This is a genomic window from Alienimonas californiensis, from assembly GCF_007743815.1.
Classification (GTDB): Bacteria; Planctomycetota; Planctomycetia; order Planctomycetales; family Planctomycetaceae; genus Alienimonas; species Alienimonas californiensis.
The window spans coordinates 3373287-3391127 of record NZ_CP036265.1 but is presented as its reverse complement, the minus strand read 5'-3'; the positions used below and the strand labels follow the sequence as shown (position 1 = coordinate 3391127).

General features: G+C 69.4%; 17 protein-coding genes. 10 read left to right on the top strand and 7 right to left on the bottom strand.

Translation table 11 applies throughout. The annotated features are described in order from the left end of the window. Window positions 1–18 precede the first annotated feature (18 nt). On the bottom strand, window positions 19–375 hold the full coding sequence (locus CA12_RS13345) for a hypothetical protein (RefSeq protein ID WP_145359424.1): 357 nt from the start codon (window positions 373–375) through the stop codon (window positions 19–21). Window positions 376–1109: 734 nt separating this feature from the next. Here CA12_RS13345 and CA12_RS13340 point away from each other — a divergent pair. The 5 genes from CA12_RS13340 to CA12_RS13320 all read left to right on the top strand — a co-directional run bounded on the left by CA12_RS13340 (window position 1110) and on the right by CA12_RS13320 (window position 8091). Continuing rightward, a complete protein-coding gene (locus tag CA12_RS13340) occupies window positions 1110–3026 on the top strand; it encodes a TolC family protein (protein WP_165700745.1) in 1917 nt (638 codons plus the stop codon). A gap of 67 nt (window positions 3027–3093) precedes the next feature. Then, window positions 3094–3636, top strand: coding sequence for a hypothetical protein (locus CA12_RS13335; RefSeq protein WP_145359420.1), 543 nt, complete (start codon window positions 3094–3096; stop codon window positions 3634–3636). An 89-nt stretch (window positions 3637–3725) separates the two neighbouring features. Next, window positions 3726–5246, top strand: a complete 1521-nt coding sequence (locus CA12_RS13330) for a TolC family protein (RefSeq protein ID WP_145359419.1) — start codon at window positions 3726–3728, stop codon at window positions 5244–5246. A gap of 101 nt (window positions 5247–5347) precedes the next feature. Next, on the top strand, window positions 5348–7012 hold the full coding sequence (locus CA12_RS13325) for a multicopper oxidase domain-containing protein (RefSeq protein ID WP_145359417.1): 1665 nt from the start codon (window positions 5348–5350) through the stop codon (window positions 7010–7012). Then, a complete protein-coding gene (locus CA12_RS13320; RefSeq protein ID WP_145359416.1) occupies window positions 7009–8091 on the top strand; it encodes a potassium channel family protein in 1083 nt (360 codons plus the stop codon). The genes CA12_RS13325 and CA12_RS13320 overlap by 4 nt, the downstream gene beginning before the upstream one ends. Before the next feature lie 22 nt (window positions 8092–8113). On the opposite strand, the gene CA12_RS13315 is transcribed toward CA12_RS13320, so the two are convergent. The 4 genes from CA12_RS13315 to CA12_RS13305 form a co-directional block, all read right to left on the bottom strand. Continuing rightward, window positions 8114–9460 (bottom strand): PQQ-dependent sugar dehydrogenase, encoded by a 1347-nt coding sequence (locus tag CA12_RS13315; protein WP_145359414.1) that lies wholly within the window; start codon window positions 9458–9460, stop codon window positions 8114–8116. Between the two features lie 192 nt (window positions 9461–9652). Continuing rightward, window positions 9653–9841 carry a hypothetical protein gene (locus CA12_RS13310; RefSeq protein ID WP_145359411.1) on the bottom strand — a complete coding sequence of 63 codons (189 nt, stop codon included), beginning with the start codon at window positions 9839–9841 and terminating at the stop codon, window positions 9653–9655. 120 nt (window positions 9842–9961) lie between these two features. Beyond that, window positions 9962–10102 (bottom strand): hypothetical protein, encoded by a 141-nt coding sequence (locus tag CA12_RS22135; RefSeq protein ID WP_165700744.1) that lies wholly within the window; start codon window positions 10100–10102, stop codon window positions 9962–9964. An 80-nt stretch (window positions 10103–10182) separates the two neighbouring features. After that, a complete protein-coding gene (locus tag CA12_RS13305) occupies window positions 10183–10473 on the bottom strand; it encodes a metal-sensitive transcriptional regulator (protein ID WP_165700743.1) in 291 nt (96 codons plus the stop codon). A gap of 625 nt (window positions 10474–11098) precedes the next feature. On the opposite strand from CA12_RS13305, the gene CA12_RS22545 reads away from it, so the two are divergent. Continuing rightward, on the top strand, window positions 11099–11851 hold the full coding sequence (locus tag CA12_RS22545; protein ID WP_207621980.1) for a hypothetical protein: 753 nt from the start codon (window positions 11099–11101) through the stop codon (window positions 11849–11851). Between the two features lie 95 nt (window positions 11852–11946). Next, entirely contained in the window at window positions 11947–12462 is a 516-nt protein-coding gene (locus tag CA12_RS13295; RefSeq protein ID WP_145359407.1) for a hypothetical protein, read from the top strand. A gap of 295 nt (window positions 12463–12757) precedes the next feature. Here the strand turns inward: CA12_RS13295 and CA12_RS13290 are convergent, their stop codons facing one another. Next, window positions 12758–13087, bottom strand: coding sequence for a hypothetical protein (locus CA12_RS13290; protein WP_145359405.1), 330 nt, complete (start codon window positions 13085–13087; stop codon window positions 12758–12760). A gap of 146 nt (window positions 13088–13233) precedes the next feature. Between CA12_RS13290 and CA12_RS13285 the strand changes: the two genes are divergently transcribed. The 3 genes from CA12_RS13285 (at window position 13234) to CA12_RS13275 (ending at window position 16697) form a co-directional block, all read left to right on the top strand. Next, entirely contained in the window at window positions 13234–13548 is a 315-nt protein-coding gene (locus CA12_RS13285; RefSeq protein ID WP_242687905.1) for a metal-sensitive transcriptional regulator, read from the top strand. Window positions 13549–13760: 212 nt separating this feature from the next. Beyond that, a complete protein-coding gene (locus CA12_RS13280) occupies window positions 13761–14069 on the top strand; it encodes a four-helix bundle copper-binding protein (protein ID WP_207621979.1) in 309 nt (102 codons plus the stop codon). Between the two features lie 72 nt (window positions 14070–14141). Beyond that, window positions 14142–16697 carry a heavy metal translocating P-type ATPase gene (locus tag CA12_RS13275; protein WP_145359401.1) on the top strand — a complete coding sequence of 852 codons (2556 nt, stop codon included), beginning with the start codon at window positions 14142–14144 and terminating at the stop codon, window positions 16695–16697. A 273-nt stretch (window positions 16698–16970) separates the two neighbouring features. On the opposite strand, the gene CA12_RS13270 is transcribed toward CA12_RS13275, so the two are convergent. Then, window positions 16971–17837, bottom strand: coding sequence for a hypothetical protein (locus tag CA12_RS13270; protein ID WP_165700742.1), 867 nt, complete (start codon window positions 17835–17837; stop codon window positions 16971–16973). Window positions 17838–17841: the final 4 nt, after the last annotated feature.

Here is a 17841-nt window from a genome sequence, read left to right as displayed (position 1 = left end):
CCGAACGGACGTGACAGCTCAGGCGTCGCCGTGCTCGTGCCCGTCGTTGTGGTCGTGCATTTCGTTCTCCGTCTCGCCGGCCTTCGCGGCGGCGATCTTTTCGGCCTTCTGCTCCTCGCTCAGTTCGTCCCACTCGGGAATGCAGGAGGCGCAGCAGAACCCAACGGTTTGGCCGTTCCATTCGGTCGTCACGGCCGGATCGGCCTCGCCGCCCATCAGCGGGCACGTTTCGTTGATCAGGACGACGGGCGCGGCCTCCGGGGCGTCCGCGGAGGTCAGCTCGGCGGAGTCGTCTGGGGAGGATTCGACCGCACAACCGACCGCGAGAGCGGCGAGAGCGGCGGCGGGAACAGACAGCAAAGCGCGAAACGTCATCGAAAAGTCCTTTAGGACGGAGGGGAGAAAGAAGAATGCAGGGGGCGGTCGTCCCGGACGCACCGCCCCGCAGGGCGGCGTCCGGCAGGGCAGAACGTCCCACGGGGGTCGCCGCACCGAACGATTTCTTGCGTTTACAAGACGCGAAAGAAGAGGGCGCCGACCACGCGCAGCGCAGCCCGGTCTCGCCGAAAAAACGCGGCTACGTCAGCCAAACGCTGAGCACGTGCTGCGCAAATCCCTGGGGCCGGACGAGGCCGTTGGTCGAGCCGACCGCCGTCTCCGGACCGGAGGCCGCGGGTTGGACCGACCAGGCGATCGGAAGCGCCTCTCCCGCCGGCAATTCTTGCCGTGGGGCCGGTGCGGGAGCGGTCGGTACCGGACGCTCCGAGCCGCACCGACAACTGGCGGACGGTCCGCCCTGCTCGTCGCTCGCGGACGAACCGCACCGGCAGCCTTCGCCGCAGCGATCGCACGCTTTCGGCGTGGATTCCGCCGCGGCGACCAGCGCTCCGCAGCAGGAATGACCGGCGGGGCCAGCCTCAGCCGAAGCGACCTGCAGCGTCTCCGATGCGCATCCGCTTGCCAATGCGGCCGGAATGGGGCCGCCGACCAGACACACCGCCAGCGTCAGGCAAGCTGTAACGGCGGTGCGGAAAGCGCTCAAAGCGACGGTCGGCCGGAGTCGAAGTACCCGCAGAGGGTATCCCCAAGTTTCGCAGGCCGGCCGGATAATGCAAGATCAATTCCTCCGCAGACCGTCGTTGGCGCTGGCGGCGTCGCTTCCGCTGGCGGGCCTCGTCTCGCTCGCGGGGGGCTGCGCCGCCGACGGCGATTGCTGTCGGCAAACGGCGACGCGGCCGGTGCTCGCGGCCGAACCGGCCCTCGCGGATCACTCGCGGGTCGCGTCGTCAGCCATTCACTTCGCCTCCCACCAGGACGGTGTGGGCGATTCTGTCGAAGGGTCGTTCTTCGACCCGCTGCTGGACGCCCCGCAGACCGACGGGAAGAGTTCCCCCGGCGACCGCCGAACGCCCGGGAACGGCGAGGCGGGCGACGAGTTCGCCGATCCGCTGCTCGACGCCCCCGCCGGAGACCGGCCGGCTTCGGACGGCACGGCCGAAGCACTGTCGGGCGGGAGTTCCTTCCTGACCGAAGACGCTCCCGCAATTGAGCTGGCGGAGGCCGTCGCTCTCGCCGTCGCCCGGTCGCCGCGGACCCAAGCCGCCCGGAATCGGGCCGCGGCGACCGCCGCCCGCGTACCGCAGGTGACGGCGTTGGACGATCCGATGGTGATGAGCACCAGCTACCCGATCCACGACCAATCGCTTCAAACCGCCGGCGGTCGCATTCAAACCGGCGTGCAGGTCACGCAGCGGATTCCGTGGCTGGAAAAGCTCGGCGCCCGGGGGGAGGTGGTCCGGCGGGAGGCGCAGGCGGCCTCGACGGAAGCGGCGACCGCCGAACTGGACGCCGCCTTTGCCGCCCGGACCGCCTGGTTCGAAGCGTGGTTCGCCGACCGGGCCATTGAGGTGACGCTGCGGAACCGGGAGCTCCTCGAACAGCTCCTCGACGTCGCCGTCGCCCGGGTGCGGACGGGGGGCGGGCAGACGGACGTGTTGCGGACGCAGCTTGAAATCGACCGCCTCGACGATCGCGTGCTGACGCTCCGTCAGCAGCGGGACGTGGCCCGGGCGGACCTCGCCGCGACGCTCCGCTTGCCGCCGGGGGCGGCGCTGCCGACGGCCGCGGAGGAACTGCCGCCGCTGAACGCCGCCGCGGAGGTCGACGCCCTCTTCGCCGCGGCCCAGCGGTGCCGGCCGGAGTTGCAGCGGATCGGCTGGGAGATCGCCCGCGACCGGGCCCAGCGGCGGGTCGCCTGCCTCGCCGGCAAGCCGGACTTCACCGCGGGCCTCGGCTACACCGTGGTGACGGAGGAGGACGCCCTCGCCGGGATGGCGAACGGCCACGACAACGTCTCGGTCCTGTTCGGACTGACCCTGCCGATCTACCGCGACAAGATCCGCGCCGGCGTCGCGGAGGCGGACCGACGGATCGCCGCGGACTCCCGCGCCCTCGACGCCGAACAGGACGACACGCTCCGGCAGATCCGCCGGCTGGGGTTTCGGCTGGAAACCCTCGCGGAGCAACTCGTCCTGCTGGAAGACCGCATCCTCCCCCGGGCGGAGCAGACGCTGGACGTGAGTCTGGCGGACTACCGGGGCGAACGGATCGGCTTCACCGAGGTCTCCAACAGTTACGGCGACCTGTTGCGGTTGGAGGTCCAACAGGCCCGTCTGCGGGCGGACGTCGGGGTGGCCCTGGCGGAACTGGAGCGGGCCGTCGGCTGCGACCTCGCCTCAATGACCCCGGAGCCCGCCATCCCCCCGACGCCTGTTGCGCCCCCGCCCGCCCCGCTGCCGGGAACGCTTCAGGCCCCGCCGCCGATTCCCGCCGGGGAGGAACCGGGAGACGCCGCCGCGGAGCCCGCCGCCGCCCGGGACGAGACTGATGAAGCGCCAAGCTCCGACGAAGCCGCGGCGACGGCCGATCCACGGGTCCGGCCCGCCGCGTTCGATCGGCGGCGAGAATCCTCGTCGGCGGGCGCGCCAGGCTGGGGCGGTTGGCGGAAAACTCCCGCGGCGCCCTGACGCGGCTCATACCCCCGCCCCCTATCGTCCGAACTGTTCGATACTCCCCCGTTCACGAAGTGCCCCCATGCTCGCCCGTTCCCGCCGTCTCGCCCCCGCGGCGCTATCGTTCGCCCTGCTGCCAGCCCTCGCGGTCGGGCAGGACGGGGTCGGCCAGGACGGGGAGCCGCCGCTGCCCGAACTGCCGCAGCGCCCGGCCGACCCCGGCGGGATGAACATGGAGCAGGGGGACGAGCCGGCGCCGAAGCCGCTGGTTTCCGAGGAGCCGCTCTCCGACCGGGCCGTGCCCCTGCCCCGTCCGCTGGCCGGCCCGGCGGGGGCGTCGAACGCGGCGCTGCGTTCGCAGTTCGGGATGGCCGGCGGAACCTGCCTGCCGTTCGGCCCGCCGCCGGCCTGCGGGGTGGGGCCGGCGGACCGCTGCGTGGGGCTGCCGTATGCGGGGTTCCTCTACTACGGCACGCCGGCCTGCGACGACGACTGCCTGAATCACACCTGGACGACCGACACCGCGGGCCAGGGCGAACCCGGCGCCGCCAAGGTCGCCCGCCACGCCCGCCGGCACGAAGCGGCTCCCCGCAGCCGGCGGAGCTGGCTGCCCTGGCGTCACTGAGCGCCCCGCCGCTCCCGCACGTTGTCACCGCTTCACCGCTTCACCGTTCACGCGCCCGCCGCGGCCCCCCCCCGGACACGGACGTCCCCATGCCCCGCCCCCTTCTCTTCTCCCGCTTCGGCGCTTCGGCCGTCGCCTTGGGTTTGTTCGCGACTCCGGCCTGGGCGCAGGACGCCGGCCGGGCGTCGCTGGACGGGCCGCTCGCCGCCCCGCCGCCGCTGCCGACGCCCGGCGATCTGCCCGTGCCGGCGGACATCCCGGAACTGGCCCCGGACGACGACGACCCGATCGGCCGTCGGTTCGTGGAGCCGCCGCCGGTGCCGGAGGCCCCGCGGGGGTTGGGAACCGTCGTCGAGCGGGAGCAGAACGCCGCGTTCGCCGGCGCCCCGTTGACGCTCGACGAGGCGCTGGAACTGGCCGCCGCGAATAACCCGACGCTCGTGCAGGCCCGCGCCCAGGTGCAGGGCACGCTGGGGCTGGCGGTCGAGGCCGGACTGTGGCCGAACCCCGTCTTCCGCTACATCGGCGAGCAGATCGGCGTGGACCGCGAGGGGGAGACGGACACGCCCGGCGAGTTCCAGGGGGCGACGCTCACGCAGGAGTTCGTCACCGCGGACAAACGGGACCTCAGCCGCGCGAAGTTCCTGCAACGCACCCGGGTCGCGGAGTGGGCGGCCGTCTCCCAGCAGTGGCGGGTCTGCAACGACGTGCGAGTTCACTTCTATCAGGCGCTGGGGGCGAAGGAGACCGTCGCGATCCGCGAGGACCTGCTGAAAGCCGCCGAGGACGCCGTCGTCACCGCCCGGGAGCAGTGGAACCTCGGTCAGGCGACCCGTTCGGACCTGCACCTCGCCAACGTCGCGCTGCAGGAGGCCCGGCTGAACTTATTGATGGCGGAGAACGACTATCTGGAGCAGTTCCAGACGCTCGCCGCGCTGATCGGCCTGCCGCTGGAGACCGGGGCGGTGGTCGGCGAACTGGACGGCGAATCCGCGGAAATCGACTTCGAACAGGTGTATCGCGAGTACCTGGACGAGGCCCCGCAGGTGATCATGGCCCGGCAGAAGCTGCGCGAGGATCAGATCACGCTCAAGCGCGAGCTGGTCGAGCCGATTCCGAACGTCTTCGTCGAGGCGGGCAGCGGCTATAACTTCGAGGCGCTGGAGACGACGGGCACCGCCAGCGTGCGGTTCGACATTCCGATCTTCGACCGCAATCAAGGGAACATCCGCCGGGCCGAGGCCGACCTGGTCCGGCAGCGCCGCGAGATTCAGCGGACGGAAATGCTGCTCCGCCGCGAGTTGGCGACACAATACCGCATCTACCTCACCGCCCGGCAGCACGTCGAGCAGTTCGCCGAGGTGATCCTGCCGGAGGCGCGGGCGGCCTACAAGAACCAACTCGACGCCTACGCCGAGGACCGCCAGCAATGGCCCGAAGTACTGATCGTGCAACGGTCGTACTTCGATCTGCGTCAGCAATACGTCACGAACCTCGTTGCCCTGCGGACCAGCGAGACGCTGATTCGGGGCTACCTGCTCCACGACGGGTTGAACGTCCCCGCCCCGCTGCCGCCGGGCCACCTCGACGTGACGGCGCAGCCGCGGTGATCCGGCCGTCGCTGCGCAAAATCGGTGAACCCGCGGATACCCCCCGCGGGTAACATCGCGATCCGTTCCGACTCCTGTCTTCTCGCGCCGCTTCGCACGCCATGTCCGCCGCCGAACCTCGTCGTCACTTCCTCCAAGCCGGGGCCGCCGCCGCCGCCGGGGCGTTGGCCGCCGGGGCCGCCCGGTCGGCCGCCGCCCAGGAGAACCCGCGGCAGGATCCCACCGAGGCTCCCGGCGCCCCGACCGACCCGCCCGGCGGCTCCCAGCCGCGGGACGAGAACGAGGTCCGGGCCGACTACGATGGCTTCTCCCGCTACAAACCCAGCCGGGGCCACGATCCGGACAGCAAGTGGTACATCGGCAAGGAGGTGCCGGGCTTCCGCAAGGGCGAGGAGGGGCCGGCCCCCTTCATCGCCCCGGACGTGGAGAAGCTGCCGTATACGATGGAGGACGGCTGGAAGGTGTTTCGCCTGAGCTGCACGCCGGTCCGGCGGGAGTTCCTGCCCGGCTATTACATCGACGTGTACGGCTTCAACGGGTCGATGCCCGGCCCGACGATCGAGGCGACGCAGGGGGATAAAATCCGGGTGATCGTGAAGAACGACCTGCCCGAGCCGACCTCCGTGCACTGGCACGGGCTGGAACTGAGCGTGCAGGACGACGGCGCCTCCCACCTCACCCAGAACATGATCGAGCCGGGGAAGGAGTACGTCTACGAACTGCACCCGCACGAGGAGGGCACGTTCTTTTATCACTCCCACGTCGCCATGCAGGAGACGTTCGGGATGGTGGGGTGGTTCATCATTCACCCGCGAAAGTCGTTCGACCCGCCGGTGGACCGAGACTTCGGCCTGATCTTTCAGAACTTCCGCATCGACCCCATGACCACCGTGGTCGATAGCTGGGGAATGGATTTTAACTGGCACACGATCAACGGCCGCAGCGGGCCCTACACCACCCCGCTGGTCTGCCGGCACGGGGAGCGGGTCCGCATCCGGATCATGAATTTCAGCCCGATCCAGCACCACCCGATTCATCTGCACGGGCACACCTTCTGGGTGACGGGGCACGAGGGAGCGCGGGTTCCCAAGACCGCCTGGATTCCGCGGAACACGGAATTGATCGCCGTGGCGCAGGCGTCGACCCTCGAGTTCGTCGCCAATAATCCCGGCGACTGGGCGCTGCACTGCCATATGACGCATCACATGATGAACCATATGGTGCAGCACGTCGGCCCGCGGCTGCGGGGGCAGGCCGATACGGAGCGCTATACCGCGAACCTGGAGACCCGCCCCGCGGTGGATTTGAACTCCAAGGCCCTCGGCGAGGTTCCCCCCGGCTACCCGCAAATGATGCAGGGGATGAAAATGACGTCGCGGCAGATGGAAAAAGTCTGGAACCGCCGCGAGATGAAGGGCATGCGGGCGACCGCCCCCCAGACGCTGCACGGCCTGTTCACCGCCCTCCGCGTGCTGCCGGACGACCTGTATCGGCTGGTGATGGAGAGCGACGAGCCGGTCGAAAAGGGCGCCGTCTTCGCCGAGATCGTCCGCCGCTTCGGCGATTACGGCCGCTACGACTGGGCCCCCATGATGAATATGGGCGAGGACGGCGGCGGCATGAACGGCGGCGGCATGAACGGCGGCGGCATGAACGGCGGCGGCATGAACGGCGGCGGCATGAACGGCGGCGGCATGAACGGCGGCGGCATGAACGGCGGCGGCATGAACGGCGGCGGCATGAACGGCGGCGGGGCCATGCGATGAGCGGGGCTCTTCTGCAAGCCGCCGGCGGGGCGCTGGTCCTCCTGGCGGGTTACGACCTGTACCGCACCGTGCTGGTCCCGCGGGGCCGCGGCGGCCCCGTCACCCGCGGCGTCTGTCGCGGGATCTGGCGGGCCGCGTCGCTGGGCGGGGATCGCGTGAAGGCTCAGGCCGGCCCGCTGACGGTCGTCGGCGGCGTGGCGGCCTGGGGGGCGCTGTTGGCCGTCGGGTTCGCCCTCGTGACCTGGCCGGCGCTGGGCGAGGGGGTCGCAGCCAGCGGCGACCGGGAGACGCCGACCGATTTCCTCGCCGCCCTCTACTACTCCGGCTTCAACCTCACGACGCTCGGCACGGGCGATCTCGTCCCCCGCACCGACGTCTACCGGGTGCTGATGATCGCGGAGGCGGCGGTCGGCTTCAGCTATCTCACCCTGGCGCTGACCTACGTCATGTCCGTCTACGACGCCCTGAACCGGCGGAACGTCTTCGCGCTCGGCCTGCATCAACGAACCAGCGACACCGGCGACGCCGCGACCTACCTTGCCGGCCTCCTGCCCGGACCGCCGGCGGCCGCCTCGCAGGACCTGACGGCGCTGTCCGGGGAACTCGCCCAGCTCTTCGAGGCGCACCACTTCTACCCCGTCCTGCACTACTTCCGCCTGCCGGAGCCGCGATACGCGATGGCCCGGATCCTGTTCGTCACGCTCGACGCCGCCTCGCTAATCCGATCCGCCCCGGACGGCCCGGAGGCGAAAACCCTGGCGGAGTCCGCGGCGGTCGAAGCGCTATGGCGAGGCGGCTTGCGGCCGGTCCACGAACTCGCCCCGCTCTTCCTGCCGGACCAATCGCCCGACGGGCCGCCGGACGGGGGGACCCTGGAACAGGATCGCGACCGCTGGCAAGCCCATTACCTCCGGGCCGCGGCGAAGCTGCGGGCTGCCGGCGTCGCCTGTCGCGACGACGACGCCGGCTTCGCCCGCTACGCGGCGGGGCGAGCCGAGTGGGACGCGGTCGTCCGTCGGTTCGCCACGTTCATGGACTACGACTGGGACGCGATCGCCGACCCCCATACTGGGGGCTGACGGTCGCCGGAGGGGCCTGCGTTCAATCCGCAGGGACGATCTTCCAGATCACGCCCGTTCCGGGCCGAGCGTGCGGGCCGGACTTGTCCATCGGCATCAGGCCGAAGTCGGCGACGTACAGGGCGGACCCGTCTGCGGCGAAGCGGACGTCCAGCGGGCGCCGCGGCCCGGCCGATCCGCCCGGCTCGTGCCCTTGACCGCTCTCCTCGTGGCCGCTTTTGTCGTCGCCGCCGTTCCCATGGCCGCTTTCGCCGCCGTGGCTGTGGTGTTTTGGGCCGAAGAAGGTGGTCGATTCGCCGGTCGCCGGGTCGTACCGCACCACCCGGTGGCCGCCGTGCTCCTCCGGCGGCGTGCCGGTGTGGGGGGTCATGTGGCCGAAGAAGGCCACGAACAGCTGCCCCTCAAAGCCGAACGCCCCGCCCGGCGAGGCGTCCAGCTTCACGATGCTGGAGTGCTTGGGGAAGGTCGCCACGGGCCGCTCCACGGGCGGATGGTCCGACAGCAGGAAGGTCGGCTGCGGTTTGCCGTCAGGCTTGAACCGCGGATCGGTGACGGGATCGCCGGACCCGAAGTCCGGCCAGCCGTAGAAGGCGCCGCGTTTCACGACGTACAGGTCCTCTAGATCGTTCGCCACCGGCCGGCTGCCGCGGACGTCCATGCCGTTCTCCGTCGCGTACAGCGTGTCGCCGGCCCACAACAGGCCGTAGGGATTCCGCAGGCCCCAAGCGTAGACCGACGGGTTCGAGCCGTCGGCGTCGAACCGCAACACCGTGCCGTTCGCCTTGGTCGCCCCGGGAATCGTCGCCCCGTCCGGCGTGGCCGTGTCGAACGGCTGGTAGGCGGAGGTCCGGGCCGTCTCGTCCGCTTCGCCGTCGGAGAGCGGGTCCTTCGTCTGGAAGACCGCGCCGCGGGTCCGCAGCGGGGCGGGCGCGATCTCGTGGACGTCGGGATGCTCCATGAGCCATTTCTTATTGTCCAAGCCGACGACGCCGGAGTTCGTCGCCGTGCCCTGCCCGACGTACAGCCCGCCGTCGGGGCCGACCGTAAGCTGATTGTTCTCGTGGTCCCCGAGACTCGGCAGTCCCGTCACGAGATCTCGCAGCGCCGGGGCGGAGCCGAGCGGGTCATCGAGGACGGAAATCTTCGTACGGTGCGAAACCAGCAGTTCGCCGTCGCGCATCAGCAGGTCGTTGACCGGCGCCTCCAGGCCGTTGACGGGCACGCTGCGGCGGGCGCCGTCGGCTGCGAAGTGCAGCAGGGCGGGCCGGGCGGACGGATCGCCCGGGGCCGCGCCGGAGAGCGCGACGAACAGCCCGCCGGCGCCGTCCGGGGTGGGACCGGCGGACCGCTGCGTGGGGGGCTGCCGCACGAGAAGTTCCTCTGCTACAGCACGCCTGTTTGCGATGACTGCTCCGACTGGGCGCCGATGATGAACATGAACGGCAGCAGAGGACCGGGCGGCGAAATTGAGATGGGCCGGCGGCTTGAAGAGTTCAACATGCATATAAAGCGGCCCCGGGAGAACTCTCCCCCAGGGCCGCTCGCACTTCGCCGCGGGCGCTCAGTCGTCGAGCGGGCAGCACTTCGGGCACGGCAGTTCGTCACCCGTCAGCGGGCAGACGAACGCCGGGGCGGACGAGGCATCCGCGGCGGGCGAGGCATCCGCCGCCGTCCCGCCGTCGGCGTAGGTCATACCCGCGAGGCTGGCCGGCAGGCCGACGGCGGCCGCGGCGATAATCGTCTTCAACATCAGAACTCTCCTAAAAAAGTGGCGTGGGGCGCCCTCGAGCGGACGACACGTCCGTCGGCGGGCGGTTCCCGGGGAAACGGTCCTTCGGGGCGGGCGTCGGTTTTACGACACCCGCTGCATTTACTTGCCGCCGCCGGTGCAGCAGCAGCAGCACGGGTTGTGGTCCCCCGCTTTGCCGCGGGCGGCCCCAGTCGTGACTTGGATTTCGCAGCCGCAGTCCATGGCGGAGCAGCGGTACGTCTCGCCCTTCTGGAACGCCATTACGTTCTCCTATTCTAAAGATTCTCGGAAGTGGTAAAAAACCGGCCGCACGCCTTCCGAGTAACAACGTACGGCTGGATTCACTTAGCGAATTTGTAAATCGCGTCCATCAACTGGTCGTAAATTTCATTGTCGCCCGAGCGAATCGCCTCCGTCGCACAGTTTTCGAGGTAGTTGCGTAGAACCTCTTTCGTCACTCCGCGCAGGGCGGACTGGACGCTGGCGAGTTGCTGGAGGACCTCGGGGCACGGTCGCTGTTCTTCCAGCATCCGAGCGATCCCGCGGGACTGTCCTTCGATGCGTTTTAGACGGCTCCGAAGCCGATCCAGACGGTCTTCGGCGTAAAGCGGCAGTTGCGGTTTCTGGCTCACGGCGATCCCGGGTAGTGGTACTACCCACCAGTATACGGGGCGCCCGCGGGACGGCAAGAGCAATTTCGGCTTCGCCAGGATCGTCGGCCGAGCCGGGGCACCCAGTAGGGCCTGAATATGGCAATGAACTTGAACGACGGCAGCATGGAGGAGGGCGGACCGTCGGCCGCGGCGTTGGGCTCAAGAGCCCCCCCCCCCCGTACCGCCGGGCGCGGCTATGGGGGCAGTACCGCACTCATGGCCTCACACGCCGCAATGAAGCCCTACGCCCGCTTCGGCCTCATGATCGCCGCCTCCTCGGCGGTGATGTTCGGCCTGACCTACCCCAATACCGACGCCCTCGAGCACGTACTTTTCAGCGAGATGCGCCTCTCTATGGCCCTGTTGATAGGGACGACGATGGCCGCGACCATGAGGGGGTTCATGTGGGGGATGCGTCTGAACCGCAAGGCGCATGTCAGAATCCTCGCCGGCGCCGCCGTGGTCTTCGTCCTGACCCTGTGGCTGGTGCGGTCCCAGGAGACGGTGCAGGACGAGTCGTGGACGAAGGCGATGGATCCCGCACCACGCGATCGCGATCCTGACCAGCGAGCGGGCGGAGCTGTCCGACCCACGCGACCGCGACTTGGCCGACCGGATCATCAAAACGCAGCGAGAAGAGATTGCCGCGAAATTACGGTTCATTGCCGATCTCGAGGCGGGACGCCGATCGAACCGCCTGCTGACCGGGTACGGACTTCAATTGCGTCGCCACTCAGTAATACCCCCACCGGGTACGACGGGGTTCGACCGTCCGATCGTTTGCGACGGCCGCCTTACGTTCCTCTTGCACGGCCCGACGGCCGGATACGGTTCCCCTCGAAACTCGACGACGACCAGAAAAATGTTTCAGACGCAAATTCGCTACGGCCTCTGCACCTTGGCGGCGGCCGGATTGGCCTTCTCCGGGGCGGCGCTGTCGCCCGTCACCGCGGCTCACGGTCAGGGGCAGGCGAAACAGGATGGATCCAGTTCGCCGCAGAAGATGATGTGCCCCATGATGGCCGGGTTGAAGGGGGTCGAACTGCATGCCGACAGCCCGCCCCTGTTGTTGGCGCAAGCGGACGAACTCGGACTCTCGGAAGATCAGCGAAACAGCCTGCGGGAGATCGCGGAGGCGGCGCGGAAACAAGCCCGTGAGGCGCTGACCGCCGAGCAGCGGGAAGAACTCGGGAAGATGCCCGAGGGGCCGCTTTCGCCCATGCAGATCGCCAAGCAGCGAATGCGGGACGGAAAGGAGACGGCGGAAGAAAAACCGATGTGCCCGATGTGCATGAAAATGATGCGGAAGAAGGCGGCAGGGGATGAAGATTCGCAGGACGGGGACGGGGAGAAGTAGAGTCTGCTCGGCGACGGGGCGGGCGTCTTGATCTTCTCTCCGGGCTCCCGCCCCATCGCTCAAGCGGCCCCGAATCCCTCCTCCGGCTCTCGCTCATGTCCGGCCCGACTCCGTCATCGGCCGCCAAGCCGATCCTCTGGTATTTCGGTTCAAGCTTCGTGCTGCATCTGCTCTGGGAAAACGCCCAGATGCCGCTGTTCGAGACCCCCGACGGACTCTCGTGGGCGACTTTCAAGATGTGTCTGTTTGCCACGGCGACAGGCGATATGTTTGCGACGCTGTCCTTTTACCTGATCGTGGCGGTCATCCACCGGGATCTCCGTTGGGCCGCCGAGAGGTCGGCCTATTCGCACCCAGCCACTTGGGTGGTCCCGCTGATCACCGGCGTCTTGATGGCGATCGGCTTTGAGTTATGGGCCGTGTATGTGGCGGAACGATGGACCTACGGATCCATGCCGCTGGCGCCGGTCCTCCGAGTCGGCGTGACGCCGGTCCTACAGATGATCGTCATCCCCCTCGCCGCGACGGCCTGCGCGTGGTGGAGTCTCTCTAAGAGACGGTCCGCCCGCGGGGACGTGGCAACCAAGCGAGCGGTTGCCGGCCGGGAGTGAACGGGCGGCCGGGGGGCGGTCAACGCCGTTCGGCGGGACTGCCGCTCGTCAGCGTAACCGCGATGACGGAGGAGCGGCGGAGTCCCCCGCCGTCGCGGGCGACCCCGGCGGGTACGCCGCCTGCGCCATGCGTGCAGAACCGTTTCGATCCACAAGCCGCGAGCCGTCATGAGGGGCAGCGGGAGGAGACCGCCGAGATGGAAACGGTTTATCGTGGATCTGCAGGCCCGGTAGCGAGCCCCCCCGGTCGCCGCCGGCCGACTGTGATCCAGAGCCAGTCACCTCCGACGGGGCCTCACGGACGGTCCGCCGGCAACGCATCCGCTCGCCAGGACCGCCCGATCCCGCTCGGGAGAACGAACATGAGAAGCGTGCCGAGCAGCAGGCCCGCCAGATCGACGGCGAGCGTCGACGGGCCAATCGCCGCGTCGGGGTCGCGGACCGACGCGGAGACGGCGCCCCCGATCAGACACGCCACCCCGAGCCGCAGGCTCTGACAGCCCAGCACGCAGACTCGACGGAGCGCGCCCCGCCGACTAGGGATCAGCACGTACAAGAGCAACCCGACCGGTAAGACGACGTAGCCGACGAGCAGCAGGACCGTGGCGACATAGACGATCAGCATGTGCGGAGTTTGAAATGATCCGTTCCGGCTCCGCAAGTGCCGCCGCACGGACCGGGCGCCCCTCGCCGGTGATACCCCCGCCAGGTACGATGGGATTCGTCCGTACGCCCGTCGGGGCCCTCGAATATCACCGCTGAACACGGCCCGTGCGGCCGCTCTTGATCCCCGTGCAACTCGACGACGACCAGAAGGAGGCTCTTCGCAAGAGACTCCGCCGCGCCGAGGGCCAGGTGGCCGCGGTCGGGCGGATGATCGAGGAGGACAAGTACTGCGTGGACGTGCTCATGCAGGTTCGGGCGGCGCTGGCGGCGCTGGGCAAGGTGGGTCACATCGTGCTCGAAAACCACATGGACACCTGCGTCTCCGCCGCCTTCAAGGCCGAAGACGACGACGACCGCAAAGCGAAGATCCGCGAGTTGATGAGCGTCTTCGCCAAGTACGGGAACTTCGGCGGTCGCTGAACGCCCGCCCGCCTCGACGGCAGGCGGCGTCTCGCGGCAGGCGGCGGCGCGCCCGGGGGCGTCCCCACCCGCACTCCCCGCCTTCCACCGTTTATACCCTGTCGGGGTATGAATAGAACGGCTTTCGCGTCGGCCGATCGTCCAGTTCGATCGACCGGCGCGATTCCCCCGTTCCCCCGCCACGACGAGGACCGACGATGAGCGACGCCGCGATGAAGCAGTGCATCGACACCTGCCAAGAGTGTCACCGGACCTGCCTGGACCACTTCGCGAACGTGTGCCTGGAGAAGGGCGGCGAGCACGTCGAGCAGACGCACGCCAAGCTGATGCTGGACTGCATCCAGATCTGCGCAACCTGCGCAGACTTCATGATCCGCGGCAGCGAACTGCACGGCCTCGTCTGCCGGGCGTGCAGCGAGGTCTGCAGGACATGCGCGGACAGCTGCGAGAAGGTCGGCATGAGCGACTGCGCCGCCCAGTGCCGCAAATGCGCCGAAAGCTGCGCCGCGATGGCCGCCTGAGTCCCGAGCGTTTCGCCTCCGTCACGCCGGGATCCGAACGGGTCCCGGCGTTTTCTCTTCCCCCACGGTTCGATGAACGCCGACCTCCCGGTTCTCAACGCCCCCGAAGGCGCCGCCTTGCCGGGCGTCCCTGCGACCGTCACCGATCCCGTCTGCGGGATGACCGTGCCGGCGGGCGCCCCCCGCGTCGCCGAGCACGCCGGCGAGACGTACCGGTTTTGCTCCGACGGCTGCCGTACGAAGTTTGTCGCCGATCCGAACCGCTACCTTGGCGGCGCCGACGACCGTGCCGCCGGCGCCGCCAAGGGCCGCGACACGGCAGACGGCCATGGGGGCTGTCACGGCGGGCACGGCGCCAAAACCTCCTCGCCCGTTCCTCCCGGGACCGCCCCGGGCACGTATACCTGCCCGATGCACCCGGAGGTCGTGAACGACGGCCCCGGCGACTGCCCGAAGTGCGGCATGGCGCTGGAGCGGAGCGGTCCGCCGGCTCGCCCCGGTTCGGCGACGGTCTACACCTGTCCCATGCACCCGCAGATCGAGCAGGACGCCCCCGGCGACTGCCCGATCTGCGGGATGGCGCTGGAGCCGAAGACTGTCGCGGTTCGCGGGGCAGAGGACGAGCCAGACCCGGAGTTGGTCGACATGACCCGCCGGTTCTGGATCGGTCTGGCGCTCGGCCTGCCGGTGATCCTGCTGGCGATGGGGCCGATGATCGGCCTGCCCGTCCACGATTGGATCGGGGCCCGAGCCTCGCAGTGGCTCCAACTTGCCCTGGCGACGCCGGTCGTCCTGTGGTGCGGCTGGCCGTTCTTCGTACGGGGGTGGCGGTCGGTCGTGAACCGGCACCTCAACATGTTCACGCTGATCGCCCTCGGCGTGGCCGCGGCGTACGCCTACAGCGTCGCCGCGGTCGTCGCCCCGGGCCTCTTCCCGGAGACGTTTCGAGAGGAGCACAGCGGCCTGATCGGCGTCTACTTCGAGGCCGCGGCGATGATCGTGGTCCTCGTGCTGCTCGGTCAGGTGATGGAACTGCGGGCCCGTCGCAAGACGGGGGCGGCGCTGCGGGAACTGCTCTCGCTCGCCCCGCCGACCGCCCGCGTGGTCGGCGACGACGGCGCCGAGCGGGAGGTTCCCCTGGACGACGTGCGGACGGGCGACCGACTCCGCGTCCGCCCCGGCGAGAAGGTGCCGACCGACGGCCGCGTAATCGACGGCGGCGGCTCCGTCGATGAGTCGATGGTCACCGGCGAACCGGTCCCCGTGCGGAAGGGCGAAGGCGACGCGGTGATCGGCGGGACCGTCAACGGCGCCGGCTCCCTCCTAATCGAGGCGGAGAAGGTCGGAGACGACACTGTGCTCTCCCGCATCGTCGCCCTCGTCGCCGACGCCCAACGCAGCCGCGCCCCGATCCAGCGGGTCGCGGATCAGGCCGCGGCGTACTTCGTTCCCTTCGTGCTGGCCGCGGCGGCGCTGGCCTTCGTCGTCTGGGGGGCGGTCGGTCCGGAGCCGGCCTTCGCCTTCGCGCTGGTGAACGCGGTCGCCGTGCTGATCGTCGCCTGCCCCTGCGCCCTCGGCCTCGCCACGCCGATGAGCGTGATGGTCGGAGTCGGCCGCGGCGCCCGGGAGGGCGTGCTGTTCAAGGACGCCGCCGCTCTCGAAACGCTGCGGTCCTGCAACGTGCTGGTCGTGGACAAAACCGGCACCCTCACCGAGGGCAAACCGACCCTGACGGAGGTGCGCACCGCAAACGGGTTCGACGAGAACAACCTGCTCCGCCTCGCCGCCGCGGCCGAAGCCCGCAGCGAGCACCCGCTCGCCCGGGCGGTCGTCGAGGGGGCGAAGGGTCGCGGCGCCGGTGCCGCCGAGGCGGAGGCGTTCGAGTCCGTCACCGGCGGCGGGATCGCGGCGACGGTTGAGGGCCGATCTGTCCTGATCGGCACGCCGGCGCTGCTGGCCGACCGTGGCGTCCATCTGCCCGCAGACCTCTCGAGCGAGGCGGACCGCCTGCGGGGCGAGGGCCGGACGGCGTTCTTCGTCGCCGCGGACGGGGTGGTCGCCGGGCTGCTCGCCGTCGCTGACCCGATCAAGGAGACGACGGCTGAAGCGGTCCGCGACCTACACGAGTTGGGCCTGCGGATCGTGATGCTCACCGGCGACCACGCAGCAACCGCTCAAGCCGTCGCCAGACAGTTGAATATCGACGAGGTGGAGGCCGGCGTGAGCCCGGAGCGGAAGCACGACCGCGTGGTCGAACTGAAGGCCGGCGGCACGACCGTGGCGATGGCCGGAGACGGGGTTAACGACGCCCCCGCCCTCGCCGCCGCCGACGTGGGGATCGCAATGGGCACCGGCACAGACGTGGCGATCGAGAGCGCCGGCGTGACGCTGGTGAAGGGCGACCTGCGAGGCATCGTCCGGGCGGTCCGGCTGAGCCGGGACGTGGTGCGGAACGTGAAGCAGAACCTGTTCTTCGCGTTCGTCTACAACGCCGCCGGCGTCCCGATCGCCGCCGGCGTGCTGTACCCGTTCACCGGTTGGCTGCTCTCCCCGATGCTCGCCGCCGCCGCGATGAGCCTCTCCAGCGTCAGCGTGATCGGCAACGCCCTCCGCTTGCGGCGGGGCTGACCTGACCAAAATCGACTTCGCCCCGTCGTCTCAACTCGCTGTGGGCGTGGACGTCCCACCTCAAGTCGCCGGTATCCGGGCGCCGCTGGCGAGGCCGATGATCGTGCCTGCGGACTCACAACAACGACTGCCGCGGGACGGGGCTGACAGATCGCGATGACGGTCCCCCGGCGTTTCCCGACAGCGGGCTGGCGGTCGAAGTCGAAGGGGACTTCGCGAGTTCTCTCTCGTCACGCACGCTTTGTCTGGAGGAGACGGCGTTCTCCGCACCACCTAGTGCGGGCGGTGATAGGGGTTGTGGTGCGGCGACGGATGGATTGTGCCGGGAGCGGCGTGACCGTGTGAGTCGTAGCGATGACCGTGGCGGTCGTGGTAGTAGTCGCTGTAGGGGCGGGGGTGCAGAGTGGAGCCCGTCCCCGGAGAATGCCAACTGGGCGGGGTGTGGACCGCCCCCGGATATCGGCCGTGATCGTGCGGGTCCCGCGGCACAGGGCGGGCGGTCTCGCGTGGATGATAATTGCGGTAGTTCGGGTCCAACGCGGCGAGGTCGTCCTCCAGATGGTGTTGAAGGGCAATCATCTCCCGCACGATGCGGCGGGTCTGCACGATGGCCCCGTTGTAATGCCGGGTGAGGACGCCGCGGCGGGCGATTTGCGTGATGACCTCGTCCGCCTCGTGGACCTGCCGGTCGAGAGCGGCCACGTCTTCGCGCAGGTGCGGAATGCTTTCGCCGGCGTGCGCGACTTCGTGCAGGTGGACGGCGAGCCGTTCGACCTCCGTCGCGTGCGCGTCCATGTGACTGAAGTACTCGTGCCCCTGCAGGTGGGCGTGCACTTCGTCGTGGAGTTGTTTCGACAGTTGCTCCAGACGCTCCGCCATCAGATCGACGTGATCCCAACTGCCGGGATCGGCGGCCCGCAGGTCGTCGCCGTGGGTGATCGCTCCGCCCGTATCCACCGGGCCGCTCTGCACCGGGCTGCTCTGCACCGGGCCGCTCTGGAATGCGGGACTGCTGGCGGGCACCGAGCCGCTGGGAGGCGGCGCCGTTTGCGCCGGGAGCGAGGCGACCGCCCCGAGGGAGAAATAGAAGCCGATCCCGAGCACTCCGGACCCGAGCGCCATATTGAAGGGTCTCATCACCTGT

Bases quoted from the DNA above. Each gene is read 5' to 3' on its own strand.
- CA12_RS13320 (WP_145359416.1), top strand. From the start codon at position 7,009: ATGAGCGGGGCTCTTCTGCAAGCCGCCGGCGGGGCGCTGGTCCTCCTG.
- CA12_RS13295 (WP_145359407.1), top strand. From the start codon at position 11,947: ATGTCCGGCCCGACTCCGTCATCGGCCGCCAAGCCGATCCTCTGGTAT.
- CA12_RS22135 (WP_165700744.1), bottom strand. From the start codon at position 10,102: ATGGCGTTCCAGAAGGGCGAGACGTACCGCTGCTCCGCCATGGACTGC.
- CA12_RS13280 (WP_207621979.1), top strand. From the start codon at position 13,761: ATGAAGCAGTGCATCGACACCTGCCAAGAGTGTCACCGGACCTGCCTG.
- CA12_RS13325 (WP_145359417.1), top strand. From the start codon at position 5,348: ATGTCCGCCGCCGAACCTCGTCGTCACTTCCTCCAAGCCGGGGCCGCC.
- CA12_RS13310 (WP_145359411.1), bottom strand. From the start codon at position 9,841: ATGTTGAAGACGATTATCGCCGCGGCCGCCGTCGGCCTGCCGGCCAGC.
- CA12_RS13290 (WP_145359405.1), bottom strand. From the start codon at position 13,087: ATGCTGATCGTCTATGTCGCCACGGTCCTGCTGCTCGTCGGCTACGTC.
- CA12_RS13340 (WP_165700745.1), top strand. From the start codon at position 1,110: ATGCAAGATCAATTCCTCCGCAGACCGTCGTTGGCGCTGGCGGCGTCG.
- CA12_RS13335 (WP_145359420.1), top strand. From the start codon at position 3,094: ATGCTCGCCCGTTCCCGCCGTCTCGCCCCCGCGGCGCTATCGTTCGCC.
- CA12_RS13330 (WP_145359419.1), top strand. From the start codon at position 3,726: ATGCCCCGCCCCCTTCTCTTCTCCCGCTTCGGCGCTTCGGCCGTCGCC.
- CA12_RS13345 (WP_145359424.1), bottom strand. From the start codon at position 375: ATGACGTTTCGCGCTTTGCTGTCTGTTCCCGCCGCCGCTCTCGCCGCT.
- CA12_RS13275 (WP_145359401.1), top strand. From the start codon at position 14,142: ATGAACGCCGACCTCCCGGTTCTCAACGCCCCCGAAGGCGCCGCCTTG.